Source organism: Bradyrhizobium sp. CCGUVB1N3, from assembly GCF_024199925.1.
Lineage (GTDB): Bacteria > Pseudomonadota > Alphaproteobacteria > Rhizobiales > Xanthobacteraceae > Bradyrhizobium.
Window position 1 is genome coordinate 145953 of the sequence record NZ_JANADR010000002.1, and the last position, 16795, is coordinate 162747.

The window sequence follows — 16795 nt, forward strand, 5'->3', positions numbered from 1 at the left end:
GCCTTCTAGCAAGCGCTCGGCTGTCGATAAAATTTGAGCGTTTGTGGCGCGGATCGTCATCGTCATTCTTGCTCTCTGGTCAGCTACAGGAAGATTGTCTGGTCCTTTTGTATGACTTCCTTCTTACCGGTGCGGGACATGTTCTCTGCTGCTTGGATGACAAGCTCGTGCTGCGCCGTGCTTAACTTGCCCTGCCTCACGGCTTTTTCTGTAACGGACACGCTGGTCTTGCAGATCTTGCTGTCGCGGCCGACCACCTTCAGGTCTTCATCGGGTACGTATTTGAAACTGCTTGTTTTGAGAATTGTTTGACTACTATCAGCCGACTTGAAGTCGGGTCCCAAAACACACTTAATCGATTCGCCGATCACTTGCTTGACGTCGTGGCCTCTGACAATGTTGAGGTTGTTGCCAACCGTGACAGATTGCGCATCGCCCAGATTAAATAAACATGATCTTGAAATCTTATAGGTGAACGCTTCTCCAAAGAAGACTGATACGTTCCTGGCCATCGTCAGCTGGGTAGTCGCGCCGCGCATACAGGTGAGTTTTGTTCCGTCGAAGAATTCCTCGGTGTTGCCCATAATCCGCTTTTCGGTGTTGCCAGTGGTCGTTTCTACTTTGTCACCTTTATTGACCAACTTGACCCGGTTCGAAGCCGTCAGGATGATGTCCGCGGACGTCACAGCGCTACCAGCAGTGATTGACACGCCATTCTCGGCGGAGATCTCATAGATGCCCTTTGGCACCTTGTGCTGGACGTTTCCGTTCGTGACCTCCATCGTTTGGCCGCCCCCGATTTTCAACAGTGCCGCGCCTTCGACATTTGCCTGGAAGTCCTTGTTGGTGAAGGCAAGTATGCCAGCGTTGTCGCTTTCATGCTCGCGGGTGACTGCCGGATCATCGTTGACCGTCGCCTTGAGACCAGTGACAAGTTTTGCCTCGTCGTCCGAATAAGAGCCGAGGCGCAGATAACTCGACTTGGTCTGAGGAGAAGAAAAAGTTTCTGGAACGCTCAGTCGCATGCTGGCATTTGGCATCGTTGAATTCCCTAGTCGTTTGGCTGTAGGCGCCCTGGCGCTGCGTCATCAAGCGGATTTGAGAGGTCGAAAGCCCGAAGGCATTCGGGTTGGCACCGTTGTGCTTGGTTGGCATGCCCACTCTGGTTGCCGCTGACCCGCCCATTGACAAATCGTCAGATCCAGCCTTGGCGCGGCCCGGACCAATGACAAGACCAGAGATGACGCCCAGCGCCAGCTGCGCTGGCTCCATTCATCAACAGGCCCACATTCACACAGACCGTAGAATTGTCGACCTACCAAAGCTGGGCGGCGGCGATCAGGGTGAGCACACTCCGTCTCGTCTTCGTCGTCCGACAAGCGCCAAATTGTAAGTTTGGATGCTCAGATACGGATCATCCGTAAGCGCGCATTTTACTGCACAGGCTGCGCGCGCGGCTGACCGCGGCGTCGCGTGACGCCGCGCCCCGGTGGGATCATCGGAACGGCTTGATTGATCCTGAGCGTTCGACCGTCAGCCGCGGTCGTTGTCAGCTGGCAGGTTTTTTTGAGCGGTGCAGTTGAACGGCAACAGATCTTCGATATCGGCGTCTGGCGCGCGCTGGGGCAATTCGGTGAGCGCGTGACGTAGCCATGCATATGGATCGACGCCGCATGCCCGGCATGTCAGCACCAAACTGTAGATCACGGCGCTTGCCTTGGCGCCGGCAACGGTGTCGCTGAACAGCCAACTTTTTCGTCCGATGCAAAACGGCCTGATGTCGCGCTCCAGAACATTGTTATCGATCGGGGCGAGACCATCACTGGTGTAACGGGTCAGATAATCCCATTGGTTGCGCGCATAGGCGATCGCCTTGCCGGTCAAGCTTTCGGGTAGGACCTTCGGCGCCTGGTCGTCGAGCCAGGTCCGGAAGGCGGCCAATACCGGCAGGCTATGCTGCTGGCGCAGCCGCAAGGTGTATGGGGCGCGCGTTTCGCCGTCGGGCGGCGTCTGGCGCGCCACCCTCTCGACCTCATACAACGCCTCGAAGAACTTGAGCGCCTGCAATGGCGGACCGCCAGGCTTTGTCCTAGCCTTGAGCGCATCGGTAAATTTCCTGCGCGCATGCGCCATACAGCCGAGATGGATCGCGCCTGTCAGCGTGCGCCAGGCGTCATAGCCGTCGCTCATCAACAAGCCGCGATAGCCGGCCAGGAAGGCCTGAGGATGTTCCTGGCCGCGACCGGGCTGGTAATCGAACAGCACGACCGGCTGCGCGCAGTCCTGGCCGCTGCGATAGGCCCACATGAAGGATTTGGCCTGCGCATCACGGCCGTCCTCTTTAAGAACCTGGACCCAAGTTTCGTCGCCGTGGACCAGGGGCTGCGACCTGAGCTTTTGCTGTAGCGCGTCATAGACCCGATGCAGATGCAACTCGCTCGCCCGGATCACCCAGTTGCCCAGCGTCCCGCGGCTGATGCTGACGTCGGCGCGCCCCAGCGCGTCCGCCACACGGTACAGCGGCGTGCCGTCGACGTATTTGTTGGCGAGCACCAGCGCCAGCGTCGATGGCGTGGCGACGCTACCCGGCAGCGGCTGCGCCGGCATCGGCGCGGTCACAATCGGGGTGTTCAGCGCGGTGCGCTCGCAGTGACGGCAGGCATATTTGAACCGCACATGTTGCAGCACCGACGCCTTCACCTCGACGTGCAACTGCTCGGTGACGATCTCGCCCATCCGATGCATCCGATTATGGCAGCACGGACAGTCCTTTTGATCCTCACCCAGATCATGTTCGACGCGTTGGCGCGGCAGATCGTCAGGCAGCGGCTTGCGGCCGCGTGTCTTCGGCGCCGGCTTTGGAGCCTCCGGCAATCCCGTGTCCGGCACGGCGACCGCCTCGACATCGTCGTCGTCCCGGCTTTCAGCGGCGGCCTGCTCGGCTTCGTTGAAGATGCGCTCCTTGAGCTTTTCGCTCTTCGGCGCATAGCGGTGCAGGCGCTCCAGGCGCAACTGCTCCTCAAGATGCAGCACGCGTTGTGCGAGTTTCTCGTTTTCGGCCTTCAGCGCCGCGATCTCGGCCGCGTGCGCCGCGATCAAGACTTCCAGCTCGTGCGTCGTGGGCTTGCGACTCATCGTAGTCTTGAATCGAAGTCATGCCGCCGCGTCAACCGGGCTCCCATGTCTTCGTCATGTCTTCGGCGGCGTCATCTGAGAACGGCCATGCCGAAGCCCGATGACGCCGCCAGCATCGAGCACGCTCAGCCCACGCTCTGATATTGCCGCACCGGGTGACGACGCACCGCCGCGATGTTGATGCCGTCAAGCAGCCAGTGCAGCTCCTCCGTCGTCAGCGTCAGCACCGCCTCCTGACTTCGGGGCCAGTGGAATCTGTCGGCCTCCAGCCGCTTCAGCAGCATCCAAAATCCTGACCGATCATAAATCAGCAGCTTGATCCGGTCGCGGCGACGATTGCAGAACGCGAACACCGCGCGCTGGAACGGATCCAGCCCCATCGACTGCTCGACCACGATCGCCAGGCTGTTGATGCCCGCCCGGAAGTCAATCGTTTCGCGGTGAAGGTAGACCCGAAGATCAGACGACAGTCGGAACATCGCAACGCCCCAGCGCTTCAATCACCGCCGACAGCAACTGCGCGTCGCCGCCTTCCAGCGAAAGCGTCACGCCGTTGGGCATCGATGCCGTCAGCCGCCCTGCACAGGATCGCTCCGTCGCGCAAACCGCGATCGCGCCAGCAGATCGAGTTGGCGACGATGACGGCGCGCGAACCGGAATAAAGGCTGGCGCAATCGGCGCCCGCGCCCCCGGCTGGCCATCCCCGTTCTGAACTTGTCGCTTGGCCACCCACTTGCGCAGCAGGTTCGCGTTCACGCCGTGTTGCAACGCCAGCCCCGCCAGCGACACGCCAGGCTGCAGACAGGCCTCGACCAGCCGCTGTTTGCTGGCCGGATCATAGCGACGCCGGCCATTGCGCAACACGCCGACCGTCTCAAGTCTCAAAGGTTCTTCTGGAGTGATCATCGATGGTGTCCACCTCGCTCATGGTGGACACCTCATCCCATCCCCCCGCTCAACTGCATAGGTGCGTAGAAAGGAGCGCTTACGATCATCCATCAGTTGAAAGGAGTCGAAGGCACCCACAAGCTCGTTCATTCCGATATCGGCGCGGTCGCGATACGGTGGTACGTCGTCAGGATCGTCAAAGTCATCGCTCATGGAAACTGTCTGTGCATTCTCGTCGAGATCCGCTTGGACAGGCGAACCGATCTGACCCGTTGTCCTGCGAGTCGCTCCCAAACTATCCTTGTCGCCCTCGTGCATCATATTCCTCCTCAGTGCCGGGGAGTGTCGAGGATGAGCCGATGGGGGTCAATGTTCGATCAGCATTCACACAGATGGCCAACAATCTGATCCGCAGGGTGCCCGGAAAAGACTCTCAACGCCTCAAACGCATGACCGTAGCCTGGGACGACGACTTCCTCGCAAGCCTCATCGTACCCTAAAATCCTTCACCCGATTCCCCTAGTGGTTCATCACAGGGGAGTAGCCCCGCGGAATTTCACCCCGGGGCTCTCGCAGAACCGGACATGACAGTCTCCCGTCATCCGGCTCCCATCAGGCAAACGTCCCAGTCATACCGAGTCGCCAGTGCACAAAGAGTTCCGCACTTTCCTTGACGAGTCTTAGGAAGAACTGACTCGCACCAGCTTTAGTGCGGCGGAAGCGCTTGAACTTCCGCACCGCCCACGCCACGAGCGTCTGATTGACGTATCGAAGGAAGGGATACAGTGCCGACCGAGTATAGCGCCCATAGTATGCAATCCATCCCCTGAGGAGAGGATTGATCTCTGAGGCTAGGTCCTGCAAGGACAGGTGTGTCTGCCGGCGCAAGTTCAAGGCCCGAATCGTTTCCCGCATGGTCTTCATTGCCGATGGACTGACTGCTGGAGTAAATCCTCCAAACAGCGAGTTGGTTCGGGAATTCATTACCTGACGGGAGCGAAAGCAAAATCCGAGGAAGTCAAAGCTGACATTCGGGTAGTTGCCTTTGCGATTCCCATCTCTGCAGTAGACGATCTTGGTTTTCGTTGGATGCATCTCCAGATGGCACTCTGCCAACCGGGCTTGAAGCTCAACCTTGAGGGTTTCTGCTTCTAGCTCGGTACGGCAGTGCACCAGTCCATCATCTGCATAACGGCACCACGGGAGGTCGGGGTGCGTCCTCGTCATCCAGAGATCAAACGCGTAATGGAGAAAAAGATTCGCCAGAGTCGGGCTGACCACTCCCCCTTGCGGGGTACCGCGGCTTCGCTCGATGATGGCTCCGTCTTCCTTCATCATGGGCGCCTTGAGCCATCTTTCGATGTACAACACAGCCCAGTTGCACGTTATGTGTTTCCGGACAGCCCGGAGCATCAAATCGTGGTCGATGTTGTCGAACAGACCCTTGATGTCAAACTCTAACACCCAGTCATACTTCCAGGACCGCTGTCGCGTGACCCCTACAGCATCCAGCGCCGATTTGTTCGGCCTGTACCCGTAGGAGTCTGGAAGAAAGATTGGTTCTAGAATCGGCTCAATGACCTGCTTGACCACCATCTGCGCGATTCTGTCGCTCACAGTGGGCACACCTAAAATCCGTTCGCCTCCAGTCTTCTTCGGAATGGAGACGGCGAGCACCGGTGGGGGAAAGTAGCTTCCCGAACTCATTCGATTCCAGATCTTATACAGATTTCCTGACAGAGCCTTCTCAAATTCGTCGATCGTCTGCTTGTCCACTCCGGCCGCGCCCTTGTTGGATTTGACCGCTTTGTACGCCTCGTACACGAGACGTTTCTCGATGTTGAACGGTTTGTTTGTCGCATTCGTCGAGTTCATCCTGTTTCCAGTTGTTTCGGTGAATGCCACCGCCTGACCCGACCCCTTTGCTCCAGTCCCATTACAGACTTTCAACGCTCGTACGGGTCGGTCCGCCCCAGTTATCCGCATCGGTACTCTCGCCTCGCGGTTTTGGCCGCTTGTGCTTCTCCCTTGGCATCGGAGAACTGGTTCCTGCAGTTCCGTGCAATCGCCTGTATCCGGTTCACGCCCCCTTTACGCCGACCGCCACCTGTCCAGTCATCAGGCCTCCGACAGGTTTATCGCAGGAGAATCACCACCCCTGGTTTTGACGGTACTTGAAAGTATAACGACGCGTGATCGAAGGGTTCATTTTCATTCGTCTCCCGGACACATACCTGCGCGGGGTCTTCCCCGCGCTTTGTCTTCAACGCTCACCACCACGGATTTTGGCCGCAGCAGCTTGAAGTGGTTTGAGACCCGCTCCTGAAAGCCGATCCCGAGGGGCCTACCCTCATCAATCGCACAGCTCGTCTTCAATTAGGCTAAGTCATTTCAACTTCTCCTCGTTCGTCAACTTCTGCAGCACACGTGATTTTGACTCTTTGGGATAGGCGCGGCCGAGTTTGGCGCGGGCTTTATCTGTTGTGAACATCCATTGGATGCGGGCTCGGGTTTTATTCCGCCTCTTTTGCCATGCTGCGATCTCGTTTCGGAGCCTTTTGGGATCGTCGATGCGGCGGCCGAGACACTGGCGCTGTAGCACGCTGATCTCGCACTCGACCATATTGAGCCAACTGGCGTGCTTCGGGGTGAAGTGGAATTCGAGGCGGCGCAGGATGCGCCGGGCCTCGGCGGGCGCGAAGGCCTCATACAGCGCCCCAGGCTTGTGGATCGACAAATTGTCCTGCACGACACGGATGCAGGCGGCGTCGGGATAATGGACGTCGACGAGATCACGCATACAGTGGGCGTAGTCCACGGCGGCGCGGCGGTCGGTGACCTTGACGTTGCGCCAGCCCCGATGTGGATCGAAGGTGACAAAGAGATTGGCGGTGCCGTTGCGGCGATACTCGTAGTCGTAGCGCTCGCGCTGTCCCGGTTGGGCCGGGACCGGCTGGCGCACCTCGCCGATCAGCTGGATGGGGGTCTCGTCGAAGCAGACCAGCGGCCGGGCGGGATTCGGCGTCTCGGCGTAGAGGTCGAGCACGTCCTCCATGCGGGCAACGTATTCGCCGTCGACATGGGGAATGCACCACATGTCCCTGCGCCACGGCTTGAGGTCGTTCTCGGCCAGCCGGCGACGCACGGTCTCGCCCGACAGGCTGTTGTGATCGGTGAGCTTGACCATCGTGTCGGCCAGCAGCGTCAGCGTCCAGCGTTTGCAGCCGGCGGGCGGCTTGGCGCATGCGGTCGCCACCAGCAAGGCTTCCTCCTTGCCGGTCAGCTTGCGCTCAGCGCCCGGACGCGGCTCCTCGCTCAAGGCCCGCTCCAGATTGCCTTCCACGAAGCGGCGCTTGGTCCGGCCGACGGTGGAGAGGCTGACACTCACGGTCCGGGCAATCTCCTCGTCGCGGCAGCCTCTATCGGCCGCCAGCAAAATCTGCGATCGCTTAAGCTTGCGGGCGGCGTGCTTGCCACCGCCGAGCATCGCCGTCAATTCGTCGCGCTCGGTTTGGCTCAATTCGACCCGATAACGTACATTCATGCTTTGCCTCCTTGTCGGAGGTCGGGACGAATCCAACGATGAGTCAAAAATCAGGCGCGCGCTTCACCGAGAAGCAGGGTTATTACCTGGCTTTCATCCATACCTACGCCCACATGTTCGGACGTCCACCCGCCGAAGCCGACATCCAGCGCCACTTCCGCGTCAGCCCGCCTTCGGTCCACCAGATGATCGTCACCCTCGAACGAAACGGCTTCATCCGGCGTCAACCCGGCGTCCCCAGAAGCATCGAAATCCTCGTGCCGCCGGAAAGCTTGCCGATCCCCGAATGGCTCGGTATTAAAACGTCGAAATCACAGTGATGAACCACTAGGATGTGGGGAACGATCCCGTGCTGGTTTCCTCAAGGGCGAAGCGTCCACCATTGGTAGGACTGGGATGCACACACATGCTGGATCCTCCTCACCTACAAGTTCTTGTAGTGTAAGCGCGGATTTCGATGCACGTCGTAGAGCGGCGTAATGCGGCGGCGGCAGTGGTGGTGGCGGCTCAGGCTGGCAACTTTTTGAAGTTGAAGGGCAGAAGATCCTGGACATCGGCTTCATCGGGGCGTGTCGGCAACTGGGCGAGGACGTGCTTCAGCCATGCGAAGGGCTCGATGCGACAGGCCCGACAGGTCAGCATCAGACTATAGATGACGGCACTGGCCCTGGCTCCCTCCACGGTAGCGCTGAAGAGCCAGTTTTTCCTGCCGCAGGCAAAAATCCTGATATCGCGTTCCAGAAGGTTGTTGTCGATCGGCATGCTGCCGTCCTTGGCGTAGCGCGTCAGATATTCCCATTGGTTGAGCGTATAGGAGACCGCATCCTCAAGCTTGGTGTCGGGCACAACCTTGGGAGCGATTGCATCGAGCCACGCCTTGAGGGCGTCCAGGACCGGGAGGCTGTGTTTCTGGCGCAAGCGGCGTATGTAATCGACCTGCGTTTCGCCGTCGCCGGGCTTTTCGTCCCGCACCTGTCTTTCAATCCGGTAGAGCTGGTCGAAGAACTTGAGGGCTTGGGCCGGTGGCCCACCCGGTTTCTTCCTGGCCTTGAGGGCGTCGACAAACTTCCGTCTGGCGTGGGCCATGCATCCGACGTGCGTGGCGCCTTTCAATGTGCGCCAGGCCGCGTAGCCATCGCTCATCAGGATGCCACGATAGTCGCCAAGGAAGGCCTGCGGGTGTTCCTGTCCGCGACCAGGCTGATAATCGAACAGCACGATCGGCTGCTCGCTATCCTCGCCGCTGCGATAAGCCCACATATACGAGGTGCTGGTGGGGTCCTTGCCCGCTTCTTTCAGCACCTGAACGGTGGTCTCGTCGCCATGGATGACGGTCTGCGACCGCAACCGTAGCTTTAGCGCGTCGTAGATACGAACGAGGTGCTTCTCGCTCGAACCGATCACCCAGTGGCCCAGAGCGCCGCGGCTGACGGGAACACCAGCGCGCTCGAAGGCCTTCGCCAGACGATAGAGCGGCGTGCCATCGACATATTTATGGACGAGTGCGAAGGCCAGCGTCGAGGCCGTAGCAATGCTGCCCGGCAAGGGTTGTGCAGGCATCGGCGCGGTCACGACCGGCGTGTTGATGTCGGTACGGTCACAATGGCGGCAAGCATATTTGAACCGCACATTCTGCAAAACCTTCGCCTTCACCTCGATATGAAGTTGCTCGCTAACGGTCTCGCCCATGCGATGCATCTGGTGACGGCAGCAAGGACAAGCCTTCTGGTCGTCGGGAAGGTCATACTCGACGCGTTCGCGCGGCAGGTTCTCTGGCAAGGCCTTGCGGCCGCGCTTCCTTCCCGTCGCCCCCTCGGTCGCCGGCAAGCCCGTGTCCGGCAGAGCAACGACATCGTCATCTTCGTTGTCGGCGGGGTCCTCATCCGCAGCCTGTTCGGCTTCATTGAAGAGGCGGTCAATGTGCTTTTCACTGCGCGGCGCAAAACGATGCAGTCGTGCAAGCGCCAGCTCTTCCTCGAGTCTGACGACGCGTTCGGTGAGTTGACGGTTCTCTGCCTGCAGCGCAGCAATGCGCGCCATCAACTCTTCAACAGCCGGTTCGCCGGGTCGATTCATCAGATTCTTGAATCGAAAGCATGCCGCCGCGTCAACCGCTCAATTCGAGGCCCTCAACCAGCAACCTGATATTGCCGCACCGGATGGCGGACCATCGCATCGATATCGATCCCGTCGAGGATCCAGTGCAATTGCTCGGTCGTAAGCGTGATCACCGCTGCCTCGCGGCCCGGCCACCGGAACTTGTCCTCGGTCAGCCGTTTCAGGATCAGCACAAAGCCGGACCGATCGAAGAACAGGAGCTTCATCCGGTCGCGACGGCGATTGCAGAACGCAAAAACCGCCGGAGCAAACGGATCGAGCGCCATCGTTTCCTGGACCAGAACCGCAAGGCTGTTGATGCCGGCCCGGAAGTCGATCGACTCACGGTGCAGATAGACTTTCAGGTCAGCGCCCAGTCTGAACATGTCCCAGTGCTCCGATGATCGCCGTCAATACATTCACATCACCGCATTCCAGCGTCAGCTTCACGCCGTTCGACAGTGACGCGCTCACCTTGGCTGGAGAGGAAAACGTCGCAGCCCTTTCCGGTGCCGATCCACGCACCCCATCACAAGTCGCCGGCAAATCCACCGCATCCATGCGGCTCTGTCCCGACAGTGCCCGATCAGCAGTCCCTTCAATCTGAACCGGGATGAACGCCGCTGGTGAGGACGGCCGGACAGACAGCGTCTCCGTGCGCTTCTTTACCCATTTCCGAAGAAGGTTCGCATTGACCCCATGTTCGAGCGCAAGTCTCGATACCGACACGCCAGGCGCAAGGCAGGCCGCGACAAGGCGGTCCTTCGATGCGGCGTCGTAACGGCGTCGACCGTTCCGACCAACAAGCCTTACCCGCAGTTTCTGATCATCGTCTGACATCACAAGGTGTCCACCTATTTTGGTGGACACCTCATGCATCAGAGTACTCAACAGCAAAAGGTGCGGGGAAATTCGCGCTTACCTCCCACCGGCACCCAAGTTCTGACGACACCCAAGCCGGCAACGGTTGAATGGACCGGCCGATCAGCGCGGCTCAAGGCTGGCGCTGCGCGCCCCCGCCTTCGGCCTTCGGCGGCTGCGGCCTTGACCCGACTGCTCGCCAGTCGCGGGCTTTGCATTTGCCCATTGGGCAAGAAATGGAGCGAGAAAGGTTCGAAGCTGCATCTGGCCGTCGATACGCTCGGCCATCTTCTGGCGCTGCATGTCACGCCCGCCAACACCGATGATCGCGCCGAGATTGGCCGGATCGCCAAGACGATTCAGGCCGAGACTGGTCAGAGCGTCGAAGTCGCCTTCGTTGACCGGGGCTACACAGGCGACAAGCCTGCAACGGCGGCTGCAGAACACGGCATTGCCCTCGAGGTCATAAAGCTGTCGGAGGCCAAACGAGGCTTCGTGCTGCTCCCAAGGCGATGGGTCGTCGAACGATCTTTCGCGTGGGCCACACGCTTCCGAAGACTTGTCAAAGACTACGAGCGATACGCTCAGACCCTCGCCGACCTCCACCTCATCGCCTTCGCATACATCATGCTCAAAAACGTCGCTAACCCGATCTATTCACGAGAGCACGGTCGTTCTTGACGTCTGACGGGGGCTGGCGGCTGGCGTGGGTGAGCGTCCGGCCTTTTGTCACCGGGTTCTACATCAAGCTGTTTTGTACGCGTTGGAGGAGTGGGGCGGGTGAGCGGGCGCAGGCCCGGTCGGTTACGGGCCGAGCGGGAGCAGCGCGCCGGGCAAGCTGCGGAAGAGGTCGGCTTCGGGGCATGCCGCGGCGAACGCAAGGCGAATGCGGCTCGCGGTTTCGACGACCCGGGCTGCGATTTTCAAGAGACGAAGACGCAGCGTCGCGAACTCGGCAGTGGCCAATTCCCGGACTTTGGGAATGGCGCCGCGCACGGTAAGCATCAACCAATAAGCGGCGGTGTGGAGAACGAGACGGACCTGGTTGGCGAGCGCCGAACGGCAACTGGTGCGATCGGAGGCGAGCTGCGTCTTATGCAGCTTGATCAGATTTTCGGCTTGGCCGCGCGCGCAATACAGGCTGTCGTAGATCCACTCGGCCGAGCCGACATCGAGGCTGGTGACGACGAAGCGGATGTCGAGGCCGAGCATCGTCGCCTCAATACGGGCGACAGTGCGCCGTTCGTGATCCCAGGACTTTGCCTTGTGGCGCGTCTCGGTATAGCCGCGCAGAACAGGCAGGTTCTCGATGGCGCGTCGCGTGCGAACGTCGTCGGCGACCTCGTCGACTTTTCTGGCGAGAGGCTTGGTACCGGACAGACCGAAGATGTAGTCGATGCCGTTGTTCTCGCACCACGTCATGGCCTCCGGCCGAGCATAGTGCCCGTCGCCACGGAACGTAATTCGCGTCTTGTGCCACCGCGTCCGGATATGCCGTATCAGGCGGCGCAGATGGGCACGCACCTCGACGCCGCCCGGCGTCTTGCCGGGCCGCAGCACGACCGCCACGGGCCGGCTCTTCTCCGTGTCGTAGACGTGGATCGGCAGGAAGCAGCGTTCGTCATAATGAGCGTTGAACAGCGAGAGCTGCTGATGGCCGTGGACGACATCGCAGGTATCATCGATGTCGAGCGTGACGGATGCCGGCTCGCGCGGGTAGCTATCCATCCATGCGTCGACCAAAGTGTAGGTCAGTCGGATCACGTCGCGCAGGCGCGGAGCATTCTCCAGGCGCGACAGCGTCGGTTGGGAACACAGATCGCGACCGCTGTCCGGCAGCCGTCCGCAGGCCAGCTTGAATGCGGGATCGGACCGCAGATGATCGAGGTCGTCGGCGTCCTCGTAGCCGCAGCAGATCGCGAACATGCGCGCGCGGAACATATCGACAAGGCTGTGCACGACCCGCGTCGGATCGCGCCGATCCGGGAACACCCGGGCCAAATTGTCGGCCAAACCGAGACGCCGCTCGGCCATCGCCAGAAGCATCACGCCCCCATTCGAGGTTAGGCGTCCACCATCGAAGGCAGCTGTGACTTTCTTGGCGTGAACGGCTGGCTTGGCGTGAACGGCTGGAAACGAGAAGGGCAGAATCGTATCATCGGTCATGGCGGGCGTGGCGTTCGCGGTTGAGGTGATGGGGTTGGCTTCGCAACCGAATCCTACGCCGCATCAGCGCTTTACACCACGCTCGCCAGCCTCTCAGGCGCCCTCTCGCGAATAAGACGGGCTAGGATCGATCGATCACACCATCTGCTTGTCACCTTGCAAGTTCCGGCATCGGCTCAGCACGGTTGCAGTTAAGTTGCTCCCCGTGCCTGGCTGATCTCTATGCCGCGCCCGCCGGAGCGACGCGCGCGGATGTCATGGCGTAGTTTTCGCCCGTGACCATCAGTTTCCAAGCGATACGGGCCATCTTATTGGCTAACGCTACGGCGGCCAGCTTCGGCGGCTTGCGCTTGAGAAGGTCGAGGAGCCAGGGCGAGGCGCGTCCTCCGCAGCGAACAGCATGCCTGATCACGGCGGTGGCCCCCGACACCAGCACGGCGCGCAAAGCTTCATCGCCGGCCCGGGTGATGGCGCCGAGCCTGACCTTGCCGGCCGTAGAATGATCCTTCGGCGTCAATCCGATCCAGGCCGCAAACTGGCGCCCTGACCGGAATAGCTCAGGCGCCGGGGTCTTCATCATCAACAGCGCCGCGCCGATCGGACCGACGCCAGGGATCTTGGCGAGACGTCGGCTGCATTCATCAGCCTTGTGCCAAGCCATGAGCTTGGCGGCGACTTCGGCGATTTGCGCCTGCAACTGAGCATATTCTTCAGCCTGGGCCGCGAACAGCTCGCGAGCCAGGTCGGGCACGCTCTCATCCGCTTGAATGTGTTCGAACAGCGGATCGAGGTGCACCATCCCTTTGGCGGCGGTAAAGCCAAACTCGGCGGCATAGCCGCGGATGGCATTCGACAATTGCGTGCGATTGCGGATGAGCCGATCGCGCAGGCTGACCAGCATCAGGGCCGCCTGTTGCTCGGCAGTTTTTACCGGCACAAAACGCATCGTTGGCCGGCTCATCGCCTCGCAAAGCGCCTCGGCGTCAGCCGTATCGTTCTTGCTGCGCTTTACATACGGTTTGACCAGTTGAGCCGCGATCAGCTTCACCTCATGGCCGAACGACCGCAAAAGCCGCGCCCAATGGTGGGAGGCGCTGCAGGCTTCGATCCCGATCACCGTCGGCGCAAGCTTCTCGAAGAACTCAACCATCTCCTTGCGCCGCAACTTCTTGCGCAAAACCACCTTCTCGGCGGCGTTCACCCCGTGAAGTTGGAAAAAACGCTTCGACGTATCCATGCCGATTCGGCTAATCTGTTCCACGGACGGTCTCCTTTGTCTGAGATCTGCAACGACCTCATTCTGGCACAATCGATGCCGTCGGGGGCCGTCCACCCCAACACGCCGAAACACAATCAGGGTGTCGAGATCGTCGATGACGCGCTGGTAGAGGCGGTCGAGTTGCGATCGTCTTTGGGATTCGAGCCGAGCATCCGGCTTGAAGGGGCTGAGAAGGCCTGCCGTGAGTGGGGCATAGACACGTTCGAAGAGCTTCAAGAAGACGAGGCAGATCGAGTATCCCTGCGGGAGGAGTTGATAGCGGCGAGAGTTCGGGAACTTGGCAACAAGGCCTTTGGCGCGGAGTTTCGAGAGGTCGTAGCGGAGCGAGGCGAGCGTGTATCGCTCGGGGGCGCAGCCGAGCGCTTCGATGACGGCGGGCTGGATTTCGGCGGTGGTGAAGGTATTTCCGGCTGCGATATGTGCGAAGCACGCCGCCGTCGCGATCCTGGATGTCCGCCGCATGCACGATGGCGTGCATCAAGAGGCCTTGCGTGTCGACGAGAATGTGCCGCTTCTTGCCCTTGATCTTCTTGCCCGCGTCGTAGCCATGGAGATCATGAGGCCCCCTTTTTCAGCGCTTTTCACGCTCTGGCTATCGATGATGGCGGCGGTGGGAGAAGCCTCACGCTCGGCCCTTTCGCGACATTCGACATAGAGGGTGTGATGAATTTCATCGAGCGTGCACTGGCAACCTGTGCTCAGGATGTACATCAGCCCGTTGGCAATCTCGCGCAGGTCCACCGTACGCTTGTTGCCGCCGCGCTTGGCCGGCGGGATGCGAGGCGCGATCAGCGCCCACTCCTCGTCGGTCAAGTCGCTCGGATAGCGCAGGCGGCTGCGGTCGTAGCGTGCACGGTTCTCGGTAGTCCACATTGGCGGCACGTCCCCATCGAATCAGGCCGCTCACCTTGAATCACAACCGATTCATTCGACTCAGCATGTTTTCGAACAGACACTAAGACTAAGTCGAAACTTCTACAGCTGATCAGAGTGGTGCCGATCGGCGTCTCCGTCAGGGCTCCCGCTCGTCTGGCGCGCATGAACGAAAGCGTTATAGCGCGCAGGGTTGACGGCCTTCAGGCGGTCCAGCGCGAGATTGGCCTCCCGGTCGGCGGCACTGCGGTGAACCTGTTTTATCTCTTCCACGTCTTTTACCATCTGTTCGAGTTTCCCGATTGCCGTTCCGGCACCGATTTTGAGGCCTGCATTCCCGAGTTCCTCTTTGAGCTCCACAACGGCTCGGGAAATGATGCCGAGCTGTCGGCCTAAGCCAACCTTCTTAAGTACATCATTTTCGATTTCCGGAACTCCGCGGCGGACATTCGTTTTAATGTCCTGAGTCACTGCCCCGCTAAGTGGCGCAAAGAATGGGAAAGCGAACCATGAGAACCAATTAGGGTTTGACATTGATACCCTCTCGACCATCGGGGTGGTGGCGTTCTTCTGCAGCCATGTTCGAGCCAGCAATTCGCGTGCCAATCGACCGGATGTCGATGACCACGCCAGGCACCAAAATATCGTTCCCATCGGGGTAGGCGACTGAGCGTGATCCTCGAAACCTTGATTAGATTTTGACCTGCCACTGCTCGTTGGACAAGATGCCGACCACTCGCCGTTGACCCGTTCGAGCGGATTGACCGAGTGCAGCTTGGCGCGGTGCGCGGCCCGGAAGCTCATATAGGCCAGAACGTCGGTCTCGGCCTCATCGAGGAACGCGCGAGCTTCGGCAGTTTGCGTACGGTTCGGCGAGGGGAAGCGCTTATGCGCTTCTTACTCCATTCCCGATGGCGCTCGGCTTCGTGTATCTGGTGGAGGTTGGGTGGGCGGTCCAGCGCGGCCGCTATATGACACTGGAAACGATCGCGCCGCAATCGCCAGCTGCCTGATATTCCCACCACCCCACCGAAGCCTGCGCACGCTCATCGCGCGGCAACAAGTCATTATAAGCTGGCGACACGTGAGTGCTGAGGGGGGACGGTGGCAATTTTAATGCAGGCGCATGAATGCGTTACAGCAGGATGTCAGCGCGCTGTTGGGCGTCTTGCGTCCCTTTTTTGTCGTGACCGAGTGGATTCTCGACGAGGGCTTTTCAAAGCGAAGCGCGGCGATCACGGCCGCGTACGCCAGCTTCGGATCGCCGCGCCGATCGAAAAGCAAAGTGTCGCCATAACCCGGGAACATTTTGAGAAGCCAGGAATGGTCATCGGATATGCCCCATGTGGTGACGTCGGCGCAGCGCGAGACGGCGAGGCAAGAGGCGACGACGAAGCGATAACCGGCGGCTTGCTGAGCAAGGGATCCCAGGGGCGCGGGTAGATCGACGCGTAAATCCAACTCAAGGCAGGGTGGATTTGTGAGCAGGCGCATCAGCAGTTGAAGGAGGAGCTTGGACTTGATCACTTCGAAGGGCGATCATGGCAGGTCCTCATCGCCATGCCCTGATGACAATGATTGCCTACGCCTTCCTGCAACATCGTCGCCTCGCATATGCGGGGCGGAAAAAAGAATCAACGGGCCTCCGCCTCAACCAACCATGCCCGCCGTACGTCACGCCATCGTAAATCTCTTGAATGTCTTGAATGGCTCCTTCTACCGCCGGCACATCATGCCACCGGCGCCGAGAGAACGGAACCGTCTTCCCCATCCATGGCCGGATGCGCGATGAGCTGCTCAACGAGACCTTGTTCTTCGATTTCGACATCGTTCGGTCGGGGCACAGCTAAGCCAGCCTGATCAAGTCTTGCGAGGTGTTGGTCCGGCTCTAGACGGGCCAGCGATGTCCCGGTGGGACGGTGGTTGCGACGACCGCATTTGGTTCGGCTGGT

At 60.0% G+C, this 16795-nt stretch carries 14 protein-coding genes and 4 pseudogenes; 3 read left to right on the forward strand and 15 right to left on the reverse strand.

The features are described from left to right. Positions 1-83 precede the first annotated feature (83 nt). The 7 genes from NLM33_RS47395 to NLM33_RS47425 form a co-directional block, all read right to left on the reverse strand. Positions 84-1040, reverse strand: a complete 957-nt coding sequence (locus NLM33_RS47395) for a hypothetical protein (RefSeq protein WP_254103617.1) — start codon at positions 1038-1040, stop codon at positions 84-86. Between the two features lie 493 nt (positions 1041-1533). Beyond that, the gene (locus tag NLM33_RS47400; RefSeq protein ID WP_254106421.1) at positions 1534-3135 is read right to left on the reverse strand and encodes an IS66 family transposase; all 1602 of its coding nucleotides are present in this window, start codon (positions 3133-3135) and stop codon (positions 1534-1536) included. Between the two features lie 125 nt (positions 3136-3260). Next, complete coding sequence (tnpB, locus tag NLM33_RS47405; RefSeq protein ID WP_254106422.1) at positions 3261-3614, reverse strand: IS66 family insertion sequence element accessory protein TnpB; 354 nt, start codon at positions 3612-3614, stop codon at positions 3261-3263. Next, the gene (locus tag NLM33_RS47410; RefSeq protein WP_254106424.1) at positions 3595-4041 is read right to left on the reverse strand and encodes a transposase; all 447 of its coding nucleotides are present in this window, start codon (positions 4039-4041) and stop codon (positions 3595-3597) included. Before NLM33_RS47410 ends, tnpB (NLM33_RS47405) begins: the two co-directional genes overlap by 20 nt. An 18-nt stretch (positions 4042-4059) precedes the next feature. Then, complete coding sequence (locus tag NLM33_RS47415) at positions 4060-4341, reverse strand: hypothetical protein (protein ID WP_254106425.1); 282 nt, start codon at positions 4339-4341, stop codon at positions 4060-4062. A gap of 294 nt (positions 4342-4635) precedes the next feature. Further along, a complete protein-coding gene (gene ltrA, locus NLM33_RS47420) occupies positions 4636-5898 on the reverse strand; it encodes a group II intron reverse transcriptase/maturase (protein WP_254103067.1) in 1263 nt (420 codons plus the stop codon). A gap of 511 nt (positions 5899-6409) precedes the next feature. Then, positions 6410-7567, reverse strand: coding sequence for an IS630 family transposase (locus NLM33_RS47425; RefSeq protein WP_254106571.1), 1158 nt, complete (start codon positions 7565-7567; stop codon positions 6410-6412). 38 nt (positions 7568-7605) lie between these two features. On the opposite strand from NLM33_RS47425, the gene NLM33_RS47430 reads away from it, so the two are divergent. Further along, positions 7606-7887 (forward strand): LexA family transcriptional regulator, encoded by a 282-nt coding sequence (locus NLM33_RS47430; protein WP_254106426.1) that lies wholly within the window; start codon positions 7606-7608, stop codon positions 7885-7887. Between the two features lie 187 nt (positions 7888-8074). Here NLM33_RS47430 and NLM33_RS47435 read toward each other — a convergent pair whose 3' ends face one another. The 3 genes from NLM33_RS47435 to NLM33_RS47445 are packed head-to-tail and all read right to left on the reverse strand — an operon-like array spanning position 8075 to position 10504. Then, entirely contained in the window at positions 8075-9643 is a 1569-nt protein-coding gene (locus NLM33_RS47435) for an IS66 family transposase (RefSeq protein WP_254106368.1), read from the reverse strand. 53 nt (positions 9644-9696) lie between these two features. Beyond that, positions 9697-10050 (reverse strand): IS66 family insertion sequence element accessory protein TnpB, encoded by a 354-nt coding sequence (tnpB, locus tag NLM33_RS47440; protein ID WP_254106366.1) that lies wholly within the window; start codon positions 10048-10050, stop codon positions 9697-9699. Beyond that, positions 10031-10504, reverse strand: coding sequence for a transposase (locus tag NLM33_RS47445; RefSeq protein WP_254106365.1), 474 nt, complete (start codon positions 10502-10504; stop codon positions 10031-10033). Before NLM33_RS47445 ends, tnpB (NLM33_RS47440) begins: the two co-directional genes overlap by 20 nt. 264 nt (positions 10505-10768) lie before the next feature. Between NLM33_RS47445 and NLM33_RS47450 the strand changes: the two are divergent. Then, a pseudogene (locus NLM33_RS47450) lies at positions 10769-11206 on the forward strand (transposase); the annotation flags it as partial. Between the two features lie 123 nt (positions 11207-11329). Here the strand turns inward: NLM33_RS47450 and NLM33_RS47455 are convergent. From NLM33_RS47455 to NLM33_RS47475, 5 genes and pseudogenes are all read right to left on the reverse strand, one after another. Next, on the reverse strand, positions 11330-12691 hold the full coding sequence (locus NLM33_RS47455; protein WP_254106427.1) for an IS1380 family transposase: 1362 nt from the start codon (positions 12689-12691) through the stop codon (positions 11330-11332). Positions 12692-12911: 220 nt separating this feature from the next. Continuing rightward, a complete protein-coding gene (locus NLM33_RS47460) occupies positions 12912-13952 on the reverse strand; it encodes an IS110 family transposase (RefSeq protein ID WP_254106570.1) in 1041 nt (346 codons plus the stop codon). Positions 13953-14397: 445 nt separating this feature from the next. Then, positions 14398-14843, reverse strand: a pseudogene (locus tag NLM33_RS47465) (transposase); the annotation flags it as partial. Positions 14844-15578: 735 nt separating this feature from the next. Beyond that, positions 15579-15680, reverse strand: a pseudogene (locus NLM33_RS47470) (transposase); the annotation flags it as partial. Positions 15681-15956: 276 nt separating this feature from the next. Beyond that, positions 15957-16337, reverse strand: coding sequence for an endo-1,4-beta-xylanase (locus NLM33_RS47475; RefSeq protein WP_254106573.1), 381 nt, complete (start codon positions 16335-16337; stop codon positions 15957-15959). Between NLM33_RS47475 and NLM33_RS50110 the strand changes: the two are divergent. Then, positions 16305-16535 (forward strand): annotated as a pseudogene (locus NLM33_RS50110) (IS701 family transposase); the annotation flags it as partial. The gene NLM33_RS47475 and the pseudogene NLM33_RS50110 overlap by 33 nt on opposite strands. Positions 16536-16795 lie beyond the last annotated feature (260 nt).

Excerpts from the sequence above, each read along its gene's own strand:
- NLM33_RS47395 (WP_254103617.1), bottom strand. The coding sequence starts at position 1,040 with ATGCCAAATGCCAGCATGCGACTGAGCGTTCCAGAAACTTTTTCTTCT.
- NLM33_RS47400 (WP_254106421.1), bottom strand. The coding sequence starts at position 3,135 with ATGAGTCGCAAGCCCACGACGCACGAGCTGGAAGTCTTGATCGCGGCG.
- tnpB (WP_254106422.1), bottom strand. The coding sequence starts at position 3,614 with ATGTTCCGACTGTCGTCTGATCTTCGGGTCTACCTTCACCGCGAAACG.
- NLM33_RS47410 (WP_254106424.1), bottom strand. The coding sequence starts at position 4,041 with ATGATCACTCCAGAAGAACCTTTGAGACTTGAGACGGTCGGCGTGTTG.
- NLM33_RS47415 (WP_254106425.1), bottom strand. The coding sequence starts at position 4,341 with ATGCACGAGGGCGACAAGGATAGTTTGGGAGCGACTCGCAGGACAACG.
- ltrA (WP_254103067.1), bottom strand. The coding sequence starts at position 5,898 with ATGAACTCGACGAATGCGACAAACAAACCGTTCAACATCGAGAAACGT.
- NLM33_RS47425 (WP_254106571.1), bottom strand. The coding sequence starts at position 7,567 with ATGAATGTACGTTATCGGGTCGAATTGAGCCAAACCGAGCGCGACGAA.
- NLM33_RS47430 (WP_254106426.1), top strand. The coding sequence starts at position 7,606 with ATGAGTCAAAAATCAGGCGCGCGCTTCACCGAGAAGCAGGGTTATTAC.
- NLM33_RS47435 (WP_254106368.1), bottom strand. The coding sequence starts at position 9,643 with ATGAATCGACCCGGCGAACCGGCTGTTGAAGAGTTGATGGCGCGCATT.
- tnpB (WP_254106366.1), bottom strand. The coding sequence starts at position 10,050 with ATGTTCAGACTGGGCGCTGACCTGAAAGTCTATCTGCACCGTGAGTCG.
- NLM33_RS47445 (WP_254106365.1), bottom strand. The coding sequence starts at position 10,504 with ATGTCAGACGATGATCAGAAACTGCGGGTAAGGCTTGTTGGTCGGAAC.
- NLM33_RS47455 (WP_254106427.1), bottom strand. The coding sequence starts at position 12,691 with ATGACCGATGATACGATTCTGCCCTTCTCGTTTCCAGCCGTTCACGCC.
- NLM33_RS47475 (WP_254106573.1), bottom strand. The coding sequence starts at position 16,337 with ATGCGCCTGCTCACAAATCCACCCTGCCTTGAGTTGGATTTACGCGTC.